The organism is Robiginitalea rubriflava (assembly GCF_052540725.1).
Map to the genome: position 1 here is coordinate 2,725,479 of NZ_CP199309.1, position 19,548 is coordinate 2,745,026.

General features: G+C 46.7%; 13 protein-coding genes. 7 read left to right on the forward strand and 6 right to left on the reverse strand.

Annotation, left to right across the window (positions count from 1 at the left end; translation table 11 throughout):
- The first annotated feature begins 2 nt into the window (after positions 1-2).
- The 6 genes from ACT6NU_RS12355 (at position 3) to ACT6NU_RS12380 (ending at position 11,472) form a co-directional block, all read left to right on the forward strand.
- Entirely contained in the window at positions 3-4,118 is a 4,116-nt protein-coding gene (locus tag ACT6NU_RS12355; protein ID WP_445381978.1) for a PKD domain-containing protein, read from the forward strand.
- Between the two features lie 249 nt (positions 4,119-4,367).
- Positions 4,368-6,149, forward strand: coding sequence for a glycoside hydrolase family 3 protein (locus ACT6NU_RS12360; RefSeq protein ID WP_445381979.1), 1,782 nt, complete (start codon positions 4,368-4,370; stop codon positions 6,147-6,149).
- 119 nt (positions 6,150-6,268) lie between these two features.
- Entirely contained in the window at positions 6,269-7,456 is a 1,188-nt protein-coding gene (locus ACT6NU_RS12365; protein WP_445381980.1) for a glycosyl hydrolase family 17 protein, read from the forward strand.
- Positions 7,457-7,502: 46 nt separating this feature from the next.
- On the forward strand, positions 7,503-8,960 hold the full coding sequence (locus tag ACT6NU_RS12370) for a glycoside hydrolase family 30 protein (RefSeq protein WP_445381981.1): 1,458 nt from the start codon (positions 7,503-7,505) through the stop codon (positions 8,958-8,960).
- A 24-nt stretch (positions 8,961-8,984) separates the two neighbouring features.
- Entirely contained in the window at positions 8,985-10,547 is a 1,563-nt protein-coding gene (locus tag ACT6NU_RS12375) for an MFS transporter (RefSeq protein ID WP_445381982.1), read from the forward strand.
- Between the two features lie 34 nt (positions 10,548-10,581).
- Complete coding sequence (locus ACT6NU_RS12380) at positions 10,582-11,472, forward strand: glycoside hydrolase family 17 protein (RefSeq protein WP_445381983.1); 891 nt, start codon at positions 10,582-10,584, stop codon at positions 11,470-11,472.
- An 80-nt stretch (positions 11,473-11,552) separates the two neighbouring features.
- Here the strand turns inward: ACT6NU_RS12380 and mnmE are convergent, their stop codons facing one another.
- On the reverse strand, positions 11,553-12,944 hold the full coding sequence (mnmE, locus tag ACT6NU_RS12385) for a tRNA uridine-5-carboxymethylaminomethyl(34) synthesis GTPase MnmE (RefSeq protein ID WP_445381984.1): 1,392 nt from the start codon (positions 12,942-12,944) through the stop codon (positions 11,553-11,555).
- Between the two features lie 201 nt (positions 12,945-13,145).
- Between mnmE and ACT6NU_RS12390 the strand changes: the two genes are divergently transcribed.
- Complete coding sequence (locus tag ACT6NU_RS12390; RefSeq protein ID WP_445381985.1) at positions 13,146-13,508, forward strand: DUF4870 domain-containing protein; 363 nt, start codon at positions 13,146-13,148, stop codon at positions 13,506-13,508.
- A 148-nt stretch (positions 13,509-13,656) separates the two neighbouring features.
- On the opposite strand, the gene ACT6NU_RS12395 is transcribed toward ACT6NU_RS12390, so the two are convergent.
- The 5 genes from ACT6NU_RS12395 to gldF all read right to left on the reverse strand — a co-directional run bounded on the left by ACT6NU_RS12395 (position 13,657) and on the right by gldF (position 19,548).
- Complete coding sequence (locus tag ACT6NU_RS12395) at positions 13,657-14,589, reverse strand: GNAT family N-acetyltransferase (protein WP_445381986.1); 933 nt, start codon at positions 14,587-14,589, stop codon at positions 13,657-13,659.
- Positions 14,590-14,681: 92 nt separating this feature from the next.
- A complete protein-coding gene (locus ACT6NU_RS12400; RefSeq protein ID WP_445381987.1) occupies positions 14,682-15,755 on the reverse strand; it encodes a hypothetical protein in 1,074 nt (357 codons plus the stop codon).
- A 168-nt stretch (positions 15,756-15,923) separates the two neighbouring features.
- Positions 15,924-17,042 carry a DNA polymerase III subunit beta gene (gene dnaN / locus ACT6NU_RS12405; protein WP_445381988.1) on the reverse strand — a complete coding sequence of 373 codons (1,119 nt, stop codon included), beginning with the start codon at positions 17,040-17,042 and terminating at the stop codon, positions 15,924-15,926.
- 110 nt (positions 17,043-17,152) lie between these two features.
- Complete coding sequence (gldG, locus tag ACT6NU_RS12410) at positions 17,153-18,820, reverse strand: gliding motility-associated ABC transporter substrate-binding protein GldG (protein WP_445381989.1); 1,668 nt, start codon at positions 18,818-18,820, stop codon at positions 17,153-17,155.
- On the reverse strand, positions 18,817-19,548 hold the full coding sequence (gldF, locus tag ACT6NU_RS12415) for a gliding motility-associated ABC transporter permease subunit GldF (RefSeq protein WP_445381990.1): 732 nt from the start codon (positions 19,546-19,548) through the stop codon (positions 18,817-18,819). Before gldF ends, gldG begins: the two co-directional genes overlap by 4 nt.

A 19,548-nucleotide genomic window follows, 5' to 3' on the forward strand; every position in this document is an offset into this window, starting at 1 on the left:
CTATGAAACAAGTACTAAAGCTTGCCAAACGGTTCTCCTTATGGGCCTTTGCAATTTCAATCCTCGGGCTGGGATGTACCGATGTGGAGAATATGTTCCCCACGGTAACTGCTGCCTTCACTTATACGGTTAACGAAGATACCGGAACGGTATCGTTTATCAACCTCTCTGAGGATGCCAGGACCTATGCCTGGAATTTTGGGGACGGAACCAGTTCATCGGAGGTAAACCCGTTCAAAACGTATTCTGCTTCCGGAAGCTATACCGTTTCCCTGGTAGCAACCAATTCTTCCGGTGCATCCGATTCGGCAGAAGATCAACTTTCTATTACTATAAGGGTGCCGGCTTCTTTGCCTATTACTTTTGATGCACCCAACACCATTTACAATGTGACTGCTTTCAGTGGAGCGGCCTTTGAAATAGTGGATAACCCGGATGCCTCCGGCAGCAATGCCTCGGTGTCCAAAGTAGGGAAACTAACTAATAGTGGCGCGGCTTTTGAAGGGGTTTTCTTTGATGTGGCAACTGATATAGACCTGACGGATGATAAAAGCATCCAAATGGATTTCTGGTCTGAAGTTGCGGTGGATGTTTTGGTAAAACTGGAAGAAGGCAGCGCAGCTGCAGTAGAAACCTCTGCCAGCCATACCGGTTCCGGATGGGAGACCCTGACCTTTGATTACACTTCTGCTGCTTCCTATTCCCGACTGACCCTGTTCGCAGACGGTGCGGGAACAACAGCAGGTACTTTTTATATAGATAATATTGAGCAGGTAGCTACAGCCGGAGGAGGTGGCGGAGAGTGTACTGCAGAAACGGCCCAGTCGCTGGATGCTGCAGACTTCAACCTTACTTTCTTAACAGATCCGGGTGCGGCCATCGTTAGCGATGGAGCGGCTTACAGCTATATTGACAATCCGGATACGGACAATGCCGTTAATCCTAGCTGTAAAGTTGCACAAGTGGTTAGAGACAACTCCTTGCCCTTTGCCAACAATCAAATCCTGTTTGATTCTAAATTCGATTTTGACGCCAATGATGGCTTTAAATTAAAAGTCTGGGCCCCGGTAGTGGGAACCAATGTGCTGGTTAAATTGGAAGATAAAACCAATTCAGCAGTCAATACAGAGGTTGAAGCAGTAACTACCACGGCGAACGCATGGGAGGAACTTACTTTTGACTTCTCGGCGGCTGCCAGTGGCACCTATGACAAGATTGTATTGTTCTTCGATATCAACACGGATAGCGGGGCGACCTACTATTTTGATGACTTTACCTTGTATTCCGATGGCGGTGGCACTACAGCTTCCCTCGAACTGCCTATTAGCTTCGATGATACTAATGTGGATTACAACTTTGTAACCTTTAACGGGGCCTCTTATAGTGTTGTGGACAACCCGGATTTATCAGGTGTAAATGCGGTAGCTTCCAAAGTTGGGGAGATTGTCAATATTGGTGCTGCCTTTGAAGGAGGAGCCTTTACACTGGATACACCTGTTGATTTTTCGACAGATAAGGCCATTACCATGAAGTTCTGGTCAACCACGGCTGTACCGATATTGCTGAAGTTCGAAGGTGCAGGTGCTCCAATCGAGACTACAGCGAATCATACGGGTAGTGGTTGGGAACAGATAACCTGGACCTTTACCTCATCCGATCAGTTCAGTACCCTGGTCCTCTTTGTAGATGGCCCTGGTGCTACAGCCGGTACGTTCTACATGGATGACATCGAACAGGTTCCAGCTGGCGGTGGCACTACAGCTTCCCTCGAACTGCCTATTAGCTTCGATGATACCAATGTGGATTACAACTTTGTAACCTTTAACGGGGCCTCTTATAGTGTTGTGGACAACCCGGATTTATCAGGTGTAAATGCGGTAGCTTCCAAAGTTGGGGAGATTGTCAATATTGGTGCTGCCTTTGAAGGAGGAGCCTTTACACTGGATACACCTGTTGATTTTTCGACAGATAAGGCCATTACCATGAAGTTCTGGTCAACCACGGCTGTACCGATATTGCTGAAGTTCGAAGGTGCAGGTGCTCCAATCGAGACTACAGCGAATCATACGGGTAGTGGTTGGGAACAGATAACCTGGACCTTTACCTCATCCGATCAGTTCAGTACCCTGGTCCTCTTTGTAGATGGCCCTGGTGCTACAGCCGGTACGTTCTACATGGATGACATCGAACAGGTTCCAGCTGGCGGTGGCACTACAGCTTCCCTCGAACTGCCTATTAGCTTCGATGATACCAATGTGGATTACAACTTTGTAACCTTTAACGGGGCCTCTTATAGTGTTGTGGACAACCCGGATTTATCAGGTGTAAATGCGGTAGCTTCCAAAGTTGGGGAGATTGTCAATATTGGTGCTGCCTTTGAAGGAGGAGCCTTTACACTGGATACACCTGTTGATTTTTCGACAGATAAGGCCATTACCATGAAGTTCTGGTCAACCACGGCTGTACCGATATTGCTGAAGTTCGAAGGTGCAGGTGCTCCAATCGAGACTACAGCGAATCATACGGGTAGTGGTTGGGAACAGATAACCTGGACCTTTACCTCATCCGATCAGTTCAGTACCCTGGTCCTCTTTGTAGATGGCCCTGGTGCTACAGCCGGTACGTTCTACATGGATGACATCGAACAGGTTCCAGCCGGAGGCGGTGGTGGTACCTCAGCTACTTTCCCACTAGATTTTGAGGACGGAGCTCTGTTTTTTAGCGCATTTGAAGGAGCCACTGTTGCGGTTATAGATAACCCGCAACCAACCGGAAACCCTTCAACTAAGGTTCTGGAAATGACCAAACCGGCGGGTGTTCGTTTCTTTGCCGGGATTAATTCGGATCAGACCATTAACGGGCCAGATATCGACCTTTCGAACGGGCTTGTATTCACCATGAAGATCTGGTCTCCAAAACCGAATATCAATGTTCGAATGAGACTGGAGCAGGAACCTGGAGTTATAGATCCACCTGCCTATGAAATCTTTCAGACATCCGGTGCAGCCAATGAATGGGTTACCCTTACTTTTGACTTTTCAACTACGCCGGCACAGTCCAGTTTCTCTTACACCCGCCTTGTGCTCAACGCAGATTGGGATACAGATCCGGCCGGAGGCGAAACCTTCTATATAGATGATATAGAACAAGGATCCGGACCACCTGCCCCGGCAGCACCTGAATTGCCTATAAACTTTGATGACCCAGGGGTAGCATATACCTTTTCAACTTTCAACGGTGCATCCTACAGTGTAGTGGACAATCCGGATTTATCCGGGGTCAACAATGTGGCATCCAAGGTTGGACAGATTGTAAACAGTGGTGGACCTTTTGAAGGTGGGGCCTTTAACTTGGCTAGCCCTGTGAGTTTTGCAACGGACAAGCAAATACGAATGAAGTTTTATTCAACCGTTGCGGTCCCGGTATTGTTGAAATTTGAAGGAGCAGGAGCTCCTGTGGAAACCACAGCAAATCACATGGGTGGTGGCTGGGAAGAGCTGACTTTTACCTTCACTACTTCAGCTGAATTCACAACACTAGTACTGTTTGTGGATGGTCCCGGAAACACCTCGGGTACCTTCTATATGGATGATATCGAGCAAATCGCTTCTGGTGGTGGAGGCGGAGGAGGTGGCAGCGCAGCCACATTCCCACTGGACTTTGAAGACGGCGTTTTGTTTTTTAATGCTTTTGAAGGTGCCACTGTGGCGGTTATTGATAATCCTCAAACCACTGGAAACCCCTCCTCTAAGGTTCTGGAAACAACCAAGCCTGCAGGAGTGCGCTTCTTTGCGGGGATTAATTCAGATCAAACTATCAATGGCCCGGATATCAATTTAGCAAACGGCTTGATCTTTACCTTGAAGGTTTGGTCACCCAAACCCAACATTTCGGTGCGTATGCGACTGGAGCAGGAACCCGGAGTAATTGATCCTCCTGCCTATGAGATTTTCCAGACGGTAACAAATGCAAATGAATGGGTTACCCTGACCTTTGATTTTTCAACTACACCTGCGCAGTCCAGCTTTTCATATACCCGTATGGTTTTGAATGCTGATTGGGGTACAGACCCAGCCGGAGGTGAGACTTTTTATTTTGATGATATTACACAGCAATAAAGGGTGTAAATAATATTCTTGATTCAAAGAAAAAGGTCAGTATTAATTATCCTAATCTGACCTTTTTCCATGAGTCTTCCCTGAGAAAGGCGAAAAACAAAATATTGTAACAAAGCAAGTGTACGGACATTAGGTATTTTGGGTTTTTATTAAAAAGGCAACTATCTGTTAAAAGGTCCTGATCATACCTATTTCGAAACACGCATGGTTTGTTCGAACAATCATCGGTAACAATCTGCTTAAGTTCTAATGTCAGATCGAGATAAAAATAATGTCACAAGTATTGATAAGAAGATAGATTCTTTATTATCCGCCATGTCCCTCGAAGACAAGATCGGGCAGATGACGCAGGTATGCCATTTTGATCCTGTTGTGGAAACCCAGATGGACAAGGGCCATATCGGATCTATAATCCATACGCAGGGCCCCCTGCCGGGAGAAACCGCTGCCGAGTGGCAGGAGACCTTTGGGAAATTGCAGGAAAGGGCGCTAAACTCCCCACTGGGGATCCCTTTACTATTTGGGGTAGACGCTGTACATGGCCAAAATACATATGAAGGCGCCACAATCTTTCCGCATAATATAGGTTTGGGCGCCAGCCGGAATGAAAAACTGGTGGAACAGGCAGCGGCCATAACGGCTATCGAGACCCGTGCCACTGGTTTTAACTGGGTCTTTTCCCCTTGTATTGCTATCCCCTTAAATGAAAAATGGGGCAGGGTATACGAAGCGTTTTCCGAAAGTACGGAACTTACCGAAAAATTGTGCCGGGCATCAGTTGCAGGCCATCAGGGTAGCGATGCAAATGCAATAAGTTTAATGGCCACCGCCAAACATTACATTGGTGACGGCTCTACTGATTACGGGGTAGAAGGAGGGGAGACTTCCCTGTCAGAAGCAGAAATCCGAAAACACTTGCTCCCTCCCTACGAGGCAGCGGTCCGAAGTGGAGTGGGGTCGGTAATGTCTTCCTTTAACACTTGTAAAGGTCAGCCAATGCACGCCAGCAAAAGGTGGATCACAGAAATCCTGAAAGGAGAATTGCAATATGACGGGATTGTAGTGTCTGACTGGAAGGCCTATTCCCGGTTCGGGGAATACGAGATTATAAATGCAGGTATAGACATGGTGATGGCCACAGACGGGGATTATGAGCTGTTCCACAATGGCCTGAAGGCAGCCGTGGAAGAAGGAAAAGTATCCCTTTCCCGTATAGACGATGCCGTACGGCGCATCCTGCGTCAGAAATTCCGCCTGGGCCTTTTTGAAAACCCTTTTCCCGACCCTGGCCTTCTGCAGAAAATTGGTATCACTTCCCATCGGGAACTGGCCCGGCAGGCGGTCCGGGAATCACTGGTACTGTTGAAAAATGAAGGACAAACCCTGCCTGTTAACCCAAAATCCAAAAAAATTGTGGTGGTTGGTGAACACGCCAATAATGCCGGCCTGCAATCCGGGGGCTGGACCATTAACTGGCAGGGAACTAAGGAAGGATATAAGGGTTCTAAGAATATACTGGATGGGATCAGACAACAGGCTAAGGGGATAGTGGTATACGACCCCAATGCCGAAGAAGATCATCCGGATGCAGACCTTGCAATTATCTGTGTGGGAGAACCCCCTTATGCAGAGTTTTTTGGGGACATCGGCCATGATTCAAATGAATTGGAGCTGGTCCTGTCAGCAGAACACCAGCGCTATATCAGCCATTATCAGCAACAAGGGGTAAAAACAGTTGTTATATTGATATCTGGCAGGCCCCTGGTAGTTACAGAAGAACTGGAGCAATCAGATGCCTTTTTAGCGGCCTGGCTCCCGGGCTCGGAAGGAGACGGAGTAGCCGAAGTGCTCTTTGGTAAATACAACTTTATCGGTAAATTGCCGCACAGTTGGCCGGCCACAACAGATAATTACAACGGTAAGTATGGTCCCAATCTATGGGATCAGGAACCAACAGCACTATTTCCGTTTGGTTACGGGCTGGAATATCCGGATCATGCACAGGGCCGGCAAAATAAAATGAGTAATTAATTTATCTAACACAGGTAGAAATGAACGGTTTAACAAAAATTGGAATATTTTGTCTGACTTTTGTATTTCTGACCGGATGTAAGAATCAAAACGAACCAAAAGCAACCGAACAAGGAACTATGAATATTACCGCTGAAGACATATTGGGAAACCCGGAATATCGCGCCATCTCCTATGGGGGGTACCGGGAGGTTAGTCGTGAGACACAGCCCACTGTGGCCGAATTGAAGGAAGATATGAAAATACTTCACGCCATGGGCATCCGGATTTTGAGGACTTATAACGTGCAGCTGCCGCACGCCTCCAATGTGGTGAAGGCAATTAAAGAGTTAAAGGAGGCCGACCCGGATTTCGAGATGTATGTAATGCTGGGAGCCTGGATTGATTGTAAAAATGCCTGGACGGATCAGGAACCCGACCATGAGGTAGAAAGCGAGCAAAACGCCGGAGAAATTGAACGGGCCGCAAATTTGGCCAGGGAATACCCGGATATCATAAAAATTCTGGCGGTAGGAAACGAGGCGATGGTAAAATGGGCAGCCAGTTATTATGTCCAGCCCTGGGTGATCCTCAAATGGGTCAACCATTTGCAGGAAATGAAAAAAAAGGGAGAACTACCCGAAGACCTTTGGATTACCTGTTCCGATGACTTTGCTTCCTGGGGTGGGGGAGACCCGGAGTACCACACCGAAGATCTCAATGCTCTTATAAAGGCTGTAGATTATGTTTCCATGCATACCTATCCCTATCACAATACCCATTACAATCCGGAATTCTGGGGAGTACCCGAAGAAGAGGAAGGCCTTTCCGACCTGGAAAAGATAGATAACGCTATGGAGCGTGCCCTGGCATTCGCTCAGGGGCAGTTTCAGGCCGTTTCAGACTATGTAAGCAGCCTGGGGGTAGACAAACCCATCCATATAGGGGAAACCGGCTGGGCCAGTGTTTCGGACGGGCATTACGGACCCAAGGGCTCCAGGGCAACTGACGAATATAAACAAGGGCGCTACCATGAACTCATGCGCGAATGGACGGAGGCTGAAGGCATCTCTTGTTTTTATTTTGAAGCCTTTAGCGAAAAATGGAAAGATCCGCATAACAAAAAGGGATCAGAAAACCATTTTGGCCTGTTAACAGTAGATGGTAAAGCTAAATATCCGCTTTGGGACCTGGTGGACCAGGGGATATTTAAAGGGCTTGGACGTAATAACAAACCCATAACCAAAACCTATAAGGGGAATAAAGACTCCTTAATGCTGGAGGTGCAGGTTCCCCCAACACGAAGAGAACAAACTATACCTCACTAATACCACAATGAGAACCCATCTAAAAATATATATTTTACTTCTGCTTATGGGAATAGCCTTAGGATGTGCTACAGAGAAAGAGTTGCAACTTAGTGTATTTGAGACTTCCGCGGCCGGAAATCAGTTGTCTGCAGTAGAACAGCAACCCAGCGCGAATGCCCAGGCAGAAATAGTCCTGAAGCCTGCTGAAAAATTTCAGACTATTACCGGTTTTGGAGGATCATTTACGGAGGCTTCGGCCTATCTGCTCAATCAGCTGGGCCCGGACAATCGCAAAGCAATTATACAGGCTTATTTTGGCCCTGATGGCGCGCGTTATTCGCTCACCCGTACCCATATGAACTCCTGCGATTTTTCACTGAGTAATTACTCCTATGCCCCAATAGCCGGGGATACCGATCTGGAGCATTTTTCAATTGACGAAGACAGGGAAGACTTGCTTCCGATGATCAAGGAGGCCATGGCCGCCTCGGAAGATGGCTTTAAAATAGTGGCGTCCCCCTGGACGGCTCCGCCCTGGATGAAAGACAATAACGATTGGAGGGGAGGGAAACTCTTACCGGAATACCAGGATACCTGGGCTCTGTTTTTTGCAAAATACCTGGAAGCCTATAAAGCTGAAGGCATTGATATCTGGGGGCTTACGGTTGAAAACGAACCGCTTGGAAACGATCAGAACTGGGAGAGCATGCACTTCAGCCCTAAGGAAATGACTGATTTTGTGCTAAATCACCTCGGGCCAAAATTAGAAGAAGCGGGACATGATGTAAAAATTCTGGGCTATGACCAAAACAGGGAACACCTTGAAGAATGGGTAGATGAGATGTACAGGGACCCTGAGGCCGTGAAATATTTTGACGGGACTGCCATTCACTGGTATGCCAGTACTTTTGAAGTGTTTCCGGAAGCCTTGCAATACGCTCACGAGAAAGCCCCTTCGAAGTATTTGATACAGTCTGAAGCCTGTGTGGATGCGGAGGTGCCCAAGTGGCAGGATGATGCCTGGTACTGGTCTAAAAAGGCAACGGATTGGGGCTGGGACTGGGCTCCGGAAAAGGACAAGCCCCTGCACCCCAAATACGTTCCGGTATATCGCTATGCCAGGGATATCATCGGATGCATGAATAACTGGGTGGATGGCTGGATAGACTGGAATATGGTACTGGACCGGCAGGGCGGCCCCAATTGGTTTGAAAACTGGTGTGTAGCCCCGGTAATTGTGGATCCGGAGCAGGATGAGGTCTATTTTACCCCGCTTTATTACACCATGAGCCATTTCAGCCGGTTTATTCGTCCGGGAGCCAGGCGGATCGGGTTTGAGCTGAATGACACCGATTTACTGCTTACGGCTGCTGAGAATCCGGATGGTTCTGTAGTTGTGGTGATGCTGAATCAAACCATGAATAAAAAGGCAGTTAACCTTAAACTGGGAGAAGCCTCCGGGACGACCCAAATTGATGCACAGGCTATCCAGACAATAGTTATACCGGCCAACCAGGATTAAACTAAAAACCTAAAACCAAACGATATGTCTACTTACAAAACCGCTGCCAAAGATAAGGTGCCATTAGGCCAGAAGATGGCTTTTGGATCAGGACACCTGGTCCTGAACCTGTTGCCCGGAGCTCTTGGCTTTTTTATGTTCTTCCTGCTTACGGCTTTTGGAATGGACCCTTTCCTGGCTGGGTTGCTGGGAGGACTCCCCCGAATCTTTGATGCCCTGACGGATCCCATAATGGGTTTTATTTCGGACAATACTAATTCCCGCTGGGGTAGGCGGAGGCCCTATATCTTTGTTGGGGCCATCCTTAGTGGGATTTTGTTTGCAGTACTCTGGCAGCTGGACGAAAACAACTCCCAAACCTATAATTTCTGGTATTTCCTGATATTTTCAATGGTATTCCTGATTGGAAACACTATGTATGCCACCCCTCTGGTCGGGCTGGGATATGAAATGACCTCAGATTACAACGAGCGTACCCGTTTGATGGCCTTTGCCAATACCATGGGGCAGATAGCCTGGATGGTCGTACCCTGGTTCTGGGTAATTATTGCCGATCCTGAAATATTTGAAACCCAGGCGGTGGGCGTACGTCAGTTATCCATGATTGTGGCCGGGGTCTGTATTGTTCTCGGGGTTTTGCCAGCCATCTTTTGTAAGGGAATCGACGCCAAGAATATGGAGAACCGAAAAAAAATCTCCTTCAACACCTTATTGAGCAACCTTAAAGACCTGTTCAAGGGAATCAAAGAGGTTTCCAAGAACAAACCCTTTATGAAACTCTGCGGAGCCACATTCCTGGTGTTTAATGGATTTCAAATGGTGGCCGCCTTCAGTGTTTATATCATTGTCTTTTACATGTTTAACGGAGACTATGGAGCAGCCGGAACCTGGCCGGCCTGGTTTTCAACCATAACGGCCGTCCTGACAGCTTTTGTGGTAATTCCCATCATATCCAAGATGTCTGATAAATGGGGCAAACGAAAGGCTTTCATTATATCTACCGTGCTCTCTATTGTTGGTTACCTACTGAAATGGTGGGGCTTTGAGACGTCGCTGAATGAGAAATTCAACCAAACCAGCTTCGGGCAATCCCTCAACAGTGGGGTAGGAGCTCTTTTTGATTATTTGAATCCCTTCCTGGAAAGTGTAGGAATGTCCTGGTTTAGCATTGACACCAGCCAGGGGGCTCCCTGGTTGATCTTTATCCCTATCCCGCTGATGGCTTTTGGTTTGGGAGGACTATTTACACTAATGATGAGTATGACCGCTGATGTATGCGACCTGGATGAGCTGAAAAACGGGATGCCTCGTAAAGAGGGTACATTTGGAGCTATTTACTGGTGGATGGTAAAATTGGGGCAGGCCATTGCCCTGGTACTCGGAGGTTTGGTCCTGAAATTAGTAGGCTTTATTTCGGATGCCGAAACCCAGACCGTAGAAACCATGTACAACCTGAGAATTGCGGACATTGTTATCCCCTCGGTTACCGCAGCCCTGGCAATCTGGGTGATGTACACCTATAGCCTGAATGAAGAAAGAGCCCGTGAAATTAAAGCGGAACTTATTAAACGCAGGGGCGAATTATAAATTAAATCATACTAGCTAAACAAGAAAGAATATTATGTCATCATCTAGAAGGAAAGAAAAATTTTTAGCTCTGGCTTCCCTCGATTATGCCGGGAAAACCAAAGAGGAGCTACAGGAAATCAGCCGAAAGGTTTTGGAAGAAGGAATGCATGGGCTATGCTTCAGCCCTTATATGGAAGGACAGAAGCCCGGAGACCAGATTTCAGAGGAGCAAATTCACAGGCGTATGAAAATCATACAGCCCTATACCCAATGGATCCGATCTTTTTCCTGTACCGAAGGGAACGAAGCCATCCCCAGGATTGCCAGGGAGTATGGTATAAAATCCATGGTGGGCGCCTGGTTGGGCGACGACCCGGATATTAACCGGCAGGAAGTGGACAACCTCATCCAGTTGGCCAAGGAGGGTTATGTGGATATTGCGGCGGTCGGTAATGAGGTCATGCTGCGTGGCGACCTCACAGAAGATGAACTGTTGGGCTTTATACAGGAAGTAAAGGACGCAGTAACGGATGTTCCCGTGGCTTATGTGGATGCCTATTATGAATTTGCAGAACGTCCGCGTATAACCGAGGCCTGTGATGTAATCCTTGCAAATTGCTACCCCTTCTGGGAAGGCTGCGACCTGGATTATTCCATCCTCTATATGAAGGATATGTTCAACCGCGCCATCCGGGCAGGAAACGGCAAAAAAGTGATAATCTCCGAGACGGGCTGGCCCAGCCAGGGTTCCAGTCTGGAAGGGGCATACCCTGGGTATGAAAACTTCCTGAAGTACTTTATCAACACCCAGAAATGGGCAGCAGAAGAGGATATCGAAATCTTCTACTTTTCTTCCTTTGACGAATCCTGGAAGGTTGGCGCCGAAGGAGACGTAGGGGCCTATTGGGGCCTTTGGGATAAAGATGAGCAGTTGAAGTTCTGATAATTATAGAATGGCTGCAGAAAAGACCCGGGGTAGTATTTACTACTTCAGGTCTTTTTTTATGTGTTCTGATTCGGAAATTACTTACCGATACAGAAATTCGAGAAGATATTCCCAAGCAGGTCGTCCGAACTGATCTCCCCCGTAATTTCCCCTAGGTGGTACAGGGCCTGGTTGATGTCTATGGCCACCAGGTCTGAAGGCACTTCAGCCTCCATTCCTTCTTTTATTTTCCCTACCGCTTCCAGGGCGTTGTTCAGGGCTTCAAAATGTCGCGTATTGCTCACTATAGGGTCGTTATTGGTAAGCAGGCCACGGTTTACAAAGCTCAGTAAGCGTTCTTCGAGAGCTTTGAGCCCTTTCCCTTCTTTTGCAGAAATAAAAAGCACCTCATCCAGTTTTTTGGAGGCCTGTTGCTGCATTGGATCATCCATCAGGTCCGTTTTATTGACCAGGGTCAGCCTTGGGGTCTCGGGATAAGTAGCTGCAAGTTCAGAAAGTTCCGCAACAGCCTCCTCCAGTCGGGAATCCGTCAGCGTACTACCATCCAGCATATAGAGGATGATCCGGGCCTTGGCCATTTTTTCCCGCGTCTTTTGTATCCCGATATGCTCCACAACATCAGTGGTTTCACGAATGCCCGCCGTATCGATAAAGCGGAAGCCAATCCCTTCAATAACCATTTCATCTTCAATGGCATCACGGGTAGTCCCGGCTATTTCGCTGACAATTGCTTTGTCTTCCTTCAGCAGGGCATTCAAAAGGGTAGACTTTCCTACATTGGGCCTGCCTGCAATGGCGATGGGGATTCCTTTTTTAAGGACATTCCCCATGGCAAAGGAATCAAGGAGTTTTTTTAGCAGTTCACTAAGGGTATCCAGCAATGCATAAAACTCCGTGCGGTCTGCAAACTCTACATCTTCCCCGGAAAAATCAAGTTCCAGCGTAATCATAGAGGCAAAGTGGATGAGCTGTTCCCGCAAATCCTTTATCTCTGAGCTGTACCCGCCCCGCATCTGTTGCAGGGCTATCTGGTGGCTGGCAGCGTTTTCAGAGGCAATCAGGTCAGCCACTGCCTCCGCCTGGCTGAGGTCCATTTTTCCGTTTACAAAAGCACGCAGGGTAAATTCCCCGGCTTTAGCCATACGGCAGCCCTTCTTTAAAAACAACTGCAGGATTTCCTGCTGGATGTATGGCGACCCATGGCAGGAAATTTCCACCACATTTTCGCCTGTATAGGAACGCGGAGCTATAAAGACCGATACCAAGACCTCATCTATCATCCGATCCCCGTCATACATGCCTCCCAGGTGGATGGTATGGCTTTTTACAGCAGCCAGATCTGCCCCGCTGGCGGCCTTGAATTGTTTCGCCACAATATCAACAGCGTCACCTCCAGAAATCCGGATAACGGCAATGGCGCCGGCACCGGAAGGGGTGGAGAGTGCGATGATGGGTTCCTCAGTATACATAGCCCTTATGCATGATTGTGTATTCCATGCAAATGAAATGCCGGAATACGTTAGTATTACAAAATTACGACTAAATAAATAGTCTGATAAATGGAATGCACCTAGTCTATTTCACGGCCAGATACAATTCATGTAATCTCGATTGTAACATTTTAAGAGTTTTTACGACACATAATTAAAACCCTAAAAATCAATCGAAAAATGGAAATTGTATCCGAAAGCGGTCTGAGGGAAGACAGGCCTTTACTCAGTGTGATGCATCTCACGCAGCTACTGTCTTACCTTATAGGTTTTGGAGGCTTGATAGTACCGCTGGTACTATGGCTCAGTACCCGCAACCGGGTAATCGGGATGGACGAGCACGGAAAGGCCGCCGTAAACCTGCAGCTGAGCTTGTTACTCTACGCCATCCTGAGCATTCCGGCTATTCTGCTCCTGGGTCTGGGAATACTTACTTTGATGGGAACTTTGATCCTGGGCTTCGTAATGCCCATAGTCAATGCCGTTCGGGCTGGTCAGGACGAGTCGCCCAGTTACTTTTTGACGATACCATTTATCAGTTAATAAAATTTGGACGGCTGGGTTATTATTTTACGTATACAATAGTTTAGAGGAGATACTATCGCTTCGATAGAAACTTTACATAGTTTCATTTGATAATGTATTAAGCCTTGGATGTCTAAAAAATTATTTAAGACTATTTCTTGTTTCTTCAAGTATACAGCCAACGGCCCTCGAATATTTCTTCAGGATTTTTCATGCCAAAATCTTTTTTTTGAAGTATATAATTTTTTAGTACAAGCAACTGAATAATACCAAATGATAACATTTTTAAGAGAATGTTCTTCCGGGGATAGACTACTTGTGTTTGATACTGAAAAACGGCATTAGAAAATTTAATCTTATAAGGTAAATTCCCCCATTCCAGGTCAATAAGTTTTATGTTATTATTATAACTCCAATCCAAGATATACCAAAACATTAACCGACCCATACTGTAGCCTGAAAAGTCCCGATTAAAAGAATTAAGGGCTACAGTGATGTTATCCGTGAAATGGTAATTTACGGATATGCCCGCAATATCACCACCGGAATACGCTACTATAAAAGAAGCTCTTTTACCGAGAATCTGCTTATATAACTCCTTTTCATAAAGCGACCACCTTTTTAAGGCATAGTGTTTATGCTTATTACCCCCAAAACGAACCTCTATAAACTCTTTTAACTGATGTAATATTTTTTCAAACGTGTGCGGATCAATTTTACCATGATAAAACTGAATACTTAGCTCGTGTTCCCTTTCCAACCGCTGTTTATCTTGCCTGAGATTCTTATAAACTTTTTTCCCCAATTGTTCCCTGAGGTATTCTGAGCTGTTTTTGAATTCATTTAGTAGCATGGCATATCCCAACCTTATATTTCCTGAAAAACTGGAATATTCGGATTGTAATATTATTTTATCGGAGACCAGGTAGGGTGGAATACAATTGATGATTGTTATGGCATTATTATTTCTTAATTTATTTTTCTTATCACCAAAATACTCATTGGGTAACCCCCTCATCTTTTTAAAAACAGAACAGATCTTATTTTCTTCATAGAAATCTAAGTGAAAATTTCGCCTAATAAGAGGAATCAATTTCATTGAATTATTTAATGGGGTTAATCCCGATATAAAAATAAAAAAGGGTGGATATAAGTCCACCCTTTGTTTTTGCTTAAAATTAGAATTAAATTCTATTCGGCATATTCGAAGTACATGGCCCAGCTTCCACCTGGGAATCCACATCCTTCGGCCCAGATCGTTTCATCACAATCATTACATGAAGTAGGATAAGGAAAGATCAAAGGCTGAACGTTGTTTCCAGGAACCAAAATAATTCCGATAAAGTCTCCACATTCAGGATTGAATCCCTCACCTGATGCAGTTGCTAAGGCTACTAATTCGTCTACTCGGTCTTGTGAGAAGGCTCCCAGGCTGTATCCTGCTCCCGTAGGATCTTCTACGATGTCGATCAAGTACCAAATAGCAAACTGCAAATCTCCGAAGGTATAGGTTCCAAGGGCATTCGGGCTCTCAGTCCCTACAATGTTCTGATTCAATAACCAGTTAACTAAATCCAGGTTCTCTGGTTTTTCCAGCAATCCTTCTGGAAGTGTGGTGGCGTCTGAACTCTCATATATTGGCACATCCGTAAAACAATTCGCGCTAATACCCAAATCATTATCAATACACCATGAGCCATAATCACCGGTAAGAATACCACCTTCAAGAGAAATATTGACGTAGGCATCGGGCCCCTGGTTTATTGCACAGAAGTCAACCGTCTCAGGTAGATTAGCTGCGATAGTTTCCAGGGAATTAGTAGAGCACTCTACAACCCCGTGGATGGCCAGCCATGGTCCTTGGTTCTCTACTGTGACCGAAAAATTATTGGTGCATTCAATCCCGTCATTGACGTAGTCGAAATTTCCAATTTTGGGATTCCCGGTTTGATTAATAGCAAAATTACTGGGATCGTCCGCCACATCTACATGCGCTTCCGTCAAACAGAAATCTCCTTCAGTAATGCTGTAGGTAATCTTATAATCGGAACCAACCTCTTCAATGGTTACCGTACCAACTACTGTATTTTGACCAGCAATCAGGTTGCGAACATTTCCAGAACAACCATCCATTTCAAAGATAAGTGCTTCTTGCAGATTTCCCTTGCCTTCTATGCCATATACGTTCTCGTCATTCTCTTTTTGTGTTTCACAGGCAACAAGAGTAAAAACCCCTATTGCCAGTAGATAAATTAATTTTTTCATAAGTTAAATATTTGACCGGTTAAATTTATAATGAGTAAAAGTACTCCTCAGTTTACAAAACAGCATGAATTCTCGGCTATAGGCATAAATAGTCGACTATACTCCTAAAAACAGAGTTAAATTACTAAACCTTAAGAGTTTGGAAATGATTTAAATCAGGAATCCAGGCTAATTATTCAACATCACCGGCATTACCAGCATGGTAACGGATTCCCCCTGGTCCAGGCCGTCGGCAGGGGTAAGGATGCCTGCGCGGTTGGGAAGGCTCATTTCAAGGGAAATTTCGTCGGAATTTAGATTTCCGAGCATTTCAATCAGGAAACGGGAATTAAAGCCAATCTGCATATCGTCTCCCTGGTAGGAACAGGTTAGGCGCTCTTCGGCCTTGTTGCTGTAGTCTATGTCTTCCGCAGAAATATTCAGTTCCGCCCCGGCAATCTTCAGCCGGATCTGGTGGGTGGTCTTATTTGAGAAGATGGAAACCCTGCGGACAGAGCTAAGTATTTGCGACCGTTGTATCACCAGTTTATTTGGGTTTTCCTTGGGGATTACCGCCTCGTAATTCGGGTATTTCCCGTCTATCAGCCGGCAAACCAATTCTGTGTTTTCAAAAGTGAATTTGGCGTTGCTGTCATTGTAGGAGATGGTAACTTCTTCCTCACTTCCTGCCAGGATTCCTTTGAGCAGGTTTAAGGGCTTTTTGGGCATGATAAACTCAGCTACCTCTGAGGCCGAAACGTCGGTACGCTGGTATTTCACCAGTTTGTGGGCGTCTGTAGCTACAAAGGTCAGGTTTTCTGGGGAGAACTGGAAAAAGACCCCACTCATTACAGGGCGCAGGTCATCGTTACCGGCTGCAAAAATGGTCTTGTTAATGGCCGTTGCCAGGATGTCCCCCATGATTTTGGTGGTAGAGGGGTCTGGTAATTCCACAGCCTTTGGAAATTCAGCCCCGTCTGCATAGGCCAGTGCATACTTTCCGTGGCTGGAACTGATCTCCACGGTATGGTTATCCTCAACCACAAAAGTCAGCGGTTGCTCCGGAAAGGTTTTCAGCGTATCCAGCAACAATCTGGCAGGCACGGCAATGGTTCCGGAATGCTCAGATTCCACCTTGAGTTCGGCGCTCATGGTGGTCTCCAGGTCGGAGGCTGAAACCGTGAGGCTGTTTTCCCTGAGATCAAAGAGGAAATTATCGAGTATAGGCAGGGTATTGCTATTGCTGATCACGCCGCCAAGGATCTGTAACTGTTTTAACAAATAAGTGCTGGAAACTATAAACTTCATGCTTTAAATCGCTTTCAACAGTCGCAAATACGGCAGTACTGCGGCTGTTTGATATCAAGACAAATATATCCTAATTGTCCTTTTATGTAAAACAAACTTATCAACAGGAATCAGCGAAATCGGCGTCTTCGGATATAGTTGAACCCCCAGCCGATTAAAACAATCAGCAGCAGGGGAAGCCCGATGTTCAGGAGTTGCCACTTCCCTCTGGATGTGGCAATTTTTTCAGGATCCAGCAGGGGGATGCGAACTTCCTTGTTGCGAATGTTTATAAGTCCGCTGTCATCCAGCAGGTAATTCACAGCATTCAGAAGAAATTCCTTGTTCCCGTAAAAATTATTGGTCCATTTGTCATATCCGAGTTCCAGCGGGCGCCCGTTTTGGAGCTGATTGGCAATCAGGTCCCCGTCACTGATCACAATCATTTTATTTTCGGGTCCTTCTTCCTGGTAGGTCAGCCCCCCTGACGGCCGTATCCGGTTTTTGTAGGCAGACTGAAATGCCCCCTCCACCAGCACTGCTACCGGATAATTACCCGGACCGTAGGTGCTGCGGTCGGGTTCCTGCCGGATTAGGTTAAGGCTGATCATCCGGGGGACACCCTCTTTTTTGGACAGGGGAGAAGAGGTGTAAAGCACCGTCTTCTTATACGCATTTTCCAAGGTATCAATACTGCCGGCAAACTGCATGCGAAGTGCTTCCAGTTGCCTGTTAATAGGGTGGTTGTCTGCAGAGAACAACATGGGGTAATAAAACCAGGGAACCGGGTTATACTGAGAGCCACTTCCGGAACCGGTTGCCATCACGATCTGCGTGCAATACAAATCATTGATCAGGTCTGCATTGAGCCGCAGCCCATAGCGGAAGAACAGATCCCCCAGGCCCAGATCCCTCCTCAGGGCCACTGCCTCGCCCGTTTCATTCATAAGGCTGTCCATTTCAATAGCTGCAGCATCCACCAGCCAGAGGGTCTTCCCCCCGGCAACCATATACTGGTCCAGCAGGTATTTTTCAAGATCTGTAAAAGCTTCCGTAGGCTTGGCAATGATGGCCGCATCAAAACTTGTAAGGCTCTGCAGGGTTCCGGCAGCATTGGTTTCAACCGAATCCAGGGTAAAGGCGGCAAGATTGTAATAACCCTTAAGCGTAGTCAAAAAATCTGCCAGGTAACGATCTTCCAACTCCCCGTTCCCTTTGAGGATGGCGACCTTTTTTTTATCCCGGAACCCCAATTTTGTAAAGGCATCTGCCAGGCCGTATTCCAGGTACTGAATGGAGTTGTTGATGCGCTCTTCCATGGTAGCCCCCAACAGGTTCCTGAGCAGGGCTACTTTCTCGGTTCGCTCCCCATTGGTGACCATGGCCCAGGGAAAAACCAGTTCCTGTGATACCCGGTTATTCTCCTCGGTGGTTACACTCGCGGGTTTAAGTCCTAAGGCCTGCAATTGCTGCAGTGTTTCCTCGCTGCCTGCCGTCCCCTCCATGGGGTCGGCAAAAGTAAACTGAATGTTGGAGTTGATCTCTGAAAATTGCTCAAGCAGCAGGGCTGTTTCTCTGCGGAGTTTTAAGAACTCTGCGGGCAGGTCTCCCTCCAGCAATACATCCACCACTACAGGCCCTTCTAGCGCCTCAGCAGCGGCAATACTCTGGGGGGCCAGGGTGAAGCGCTTATCTTCGGTCAGGTCCCAGCGCTTGTAGATGTACTGCGAGAGCAGGTTGAGCAAACCAACGAGCAGGACTAAGCCTATAAGCCTTGAAAGTAATTTGCTGTTTTTCATGCCTTGAGCCGGTTTAACTGCAGAACTGCAAAGATGAGGAAGCAGGCGCACACGGATATAAAATAGACCAGGTCGCGGCTATCCAGAATCCCCTGGTTGATGCTTTCGTAATGTGCCTTCATACCAAAATTCTCAATAAGCAATGCCAGCGAACCGCTTCCCGCCAATCCCGCCAGGCTTTCGAAACCAAAATAGAGTATAAAACAACAAAGGATGGCGATTAAAAAGGATGCGATCTGGTTTTCAGTAAGCGCAGAGGCGAATAAGCCCACTCCGGTATAGGCGGCCATCAAAAAGAACAATCCTATATACGACCCAATTACCAGGCCAGTATCCAGGTTGCCTTCAGTGGTTCCGAGGTCGTGTAGCGTCCAGACATAAAGCAGGGTAGGAGCCAGGGCGATCAGTGAGAGGCTCATGGCTCCCAGGAATTTTCCAAACACCAGGGAGGAAGTGGAAATGGGGCGGCTTAACATCAGCTCCAGGGTACCCAGCTTCCGTTCCTCGGAAAAGGACTTCATGGTAATGGCCGGGATCAGCAATAAAAAAATCCATGGGGCCAGGGTAAAAAACAGGCTGAGGTCGGCAAAGCCGTAATCAAAAATATTAAATGGCCCTTTAAAGACCCAGAGGAACAGCCCTGTGAGCACCAGAAAGAGTCCCATCACCAAATAACCCACTATGGAAGTGAAGAAGGAACTGACTTCTTTTCTGAAAACGGACCACAT

What these genes read in the sequence shown, in the direction of transcription:
- ACT6NU_RS12355 (WP_445381978.1), top strand. Translation starts at nt 3, where the DNA reads ATGAAACAAGTACTAAAGCTTGCCAAACGGTTCTCCTTATGGGCCTTT.
- ACT6NU_RS12360 (WP_445381979.1), top strand. Translation starts at nt 4,368, where the DNA reads ATGTCAGATCGAGATAAAAATAATGTCACAAGTATTGATAAGAAGATA.
- ACT6NU_RS12365 (WP_445381980.1), top strand. Translation starts at nt 6,269, where the DNA reads ATGAATATTACCGCTGAAGACATATTGGGAAACCCGGAATATCGCGCC.
- ACT6NU_RS12370 (WP_445381981.1), top strand. Translation starts at nt 7,503, where the DNA reads ATGGGAATAGCCTTAGGATGTGCTACAGAGAAAGAGTTGCAACTTAGT.
- ACT6NU_RS12375 (WP_445381982.1), top strand. Translation starts at nt 8,985, where the DNA reads ATGTCTACTTACAAAACCGCTGCCAAAGATAAGGTGCCATTAGGCCAG.
- ACT6NU_RS12380 (WP_445381983.1), top strand. Translation starts at nt 10,582, where the DNA reads ATGTCATCATCTAGAAGGAAAGAAAAATTTTTAGCTCTGGCTTCCCTC.
- mnmE (WP_445381984.1), bottom strand. Translation starts at nt 12,944, where the DNA reads ATGTATACTGAGGAACCCATCATCGCACTCTCCACCCCTTCCGGTGCC.
- ACT6NU_RS12390 (WP_445381985.1), top strand. Translation starts at nt 13,146, where the DNA reads ATGGAAATTGTATCCGAAAGCGGTCTGAGGGAAGACAGGCCTTTACTC.
- ACT6NU_RS12395 (WP_445381986.1), bottom strand. Translation starts at nt 14,589, where the DNA reads ATGAAATTGATTCCTCTTATTAGGCGAAATTTTCACTTAGATTTCTAT.
- ACT6NU_RS12400 (WP_445381987.1), bottom strand. Translation starts at nt 15,755, where the DNA reads ATGAAAAAATTAATTTATCTACTGGCAATAGGGGTTTTTACTCTTGTT.
- dnaN (WP_445381988.1), bottom strand. Translation starts at nt 17,042, where the DNA reads ATGAAGTTTATAGTTTCCAGCACTTATTTGTTAAAACAGTTACAGATC.
- gldG (WP_445381989.1), bottom strand. Translation starts at nt 18,820, where the DNA reads ATGAAAAACAGCAAATTACTTTCAAGGCTTATAGGCTTAGTCCTGCTC.
- gldF (WP_445381990.1), bottom strand. Translation starts at nt 19,548, where the DNA reads ATGTGGTCCGTTTTCAGAAAAGAAGTCAGTTCCTTCTTCACTTCCATA.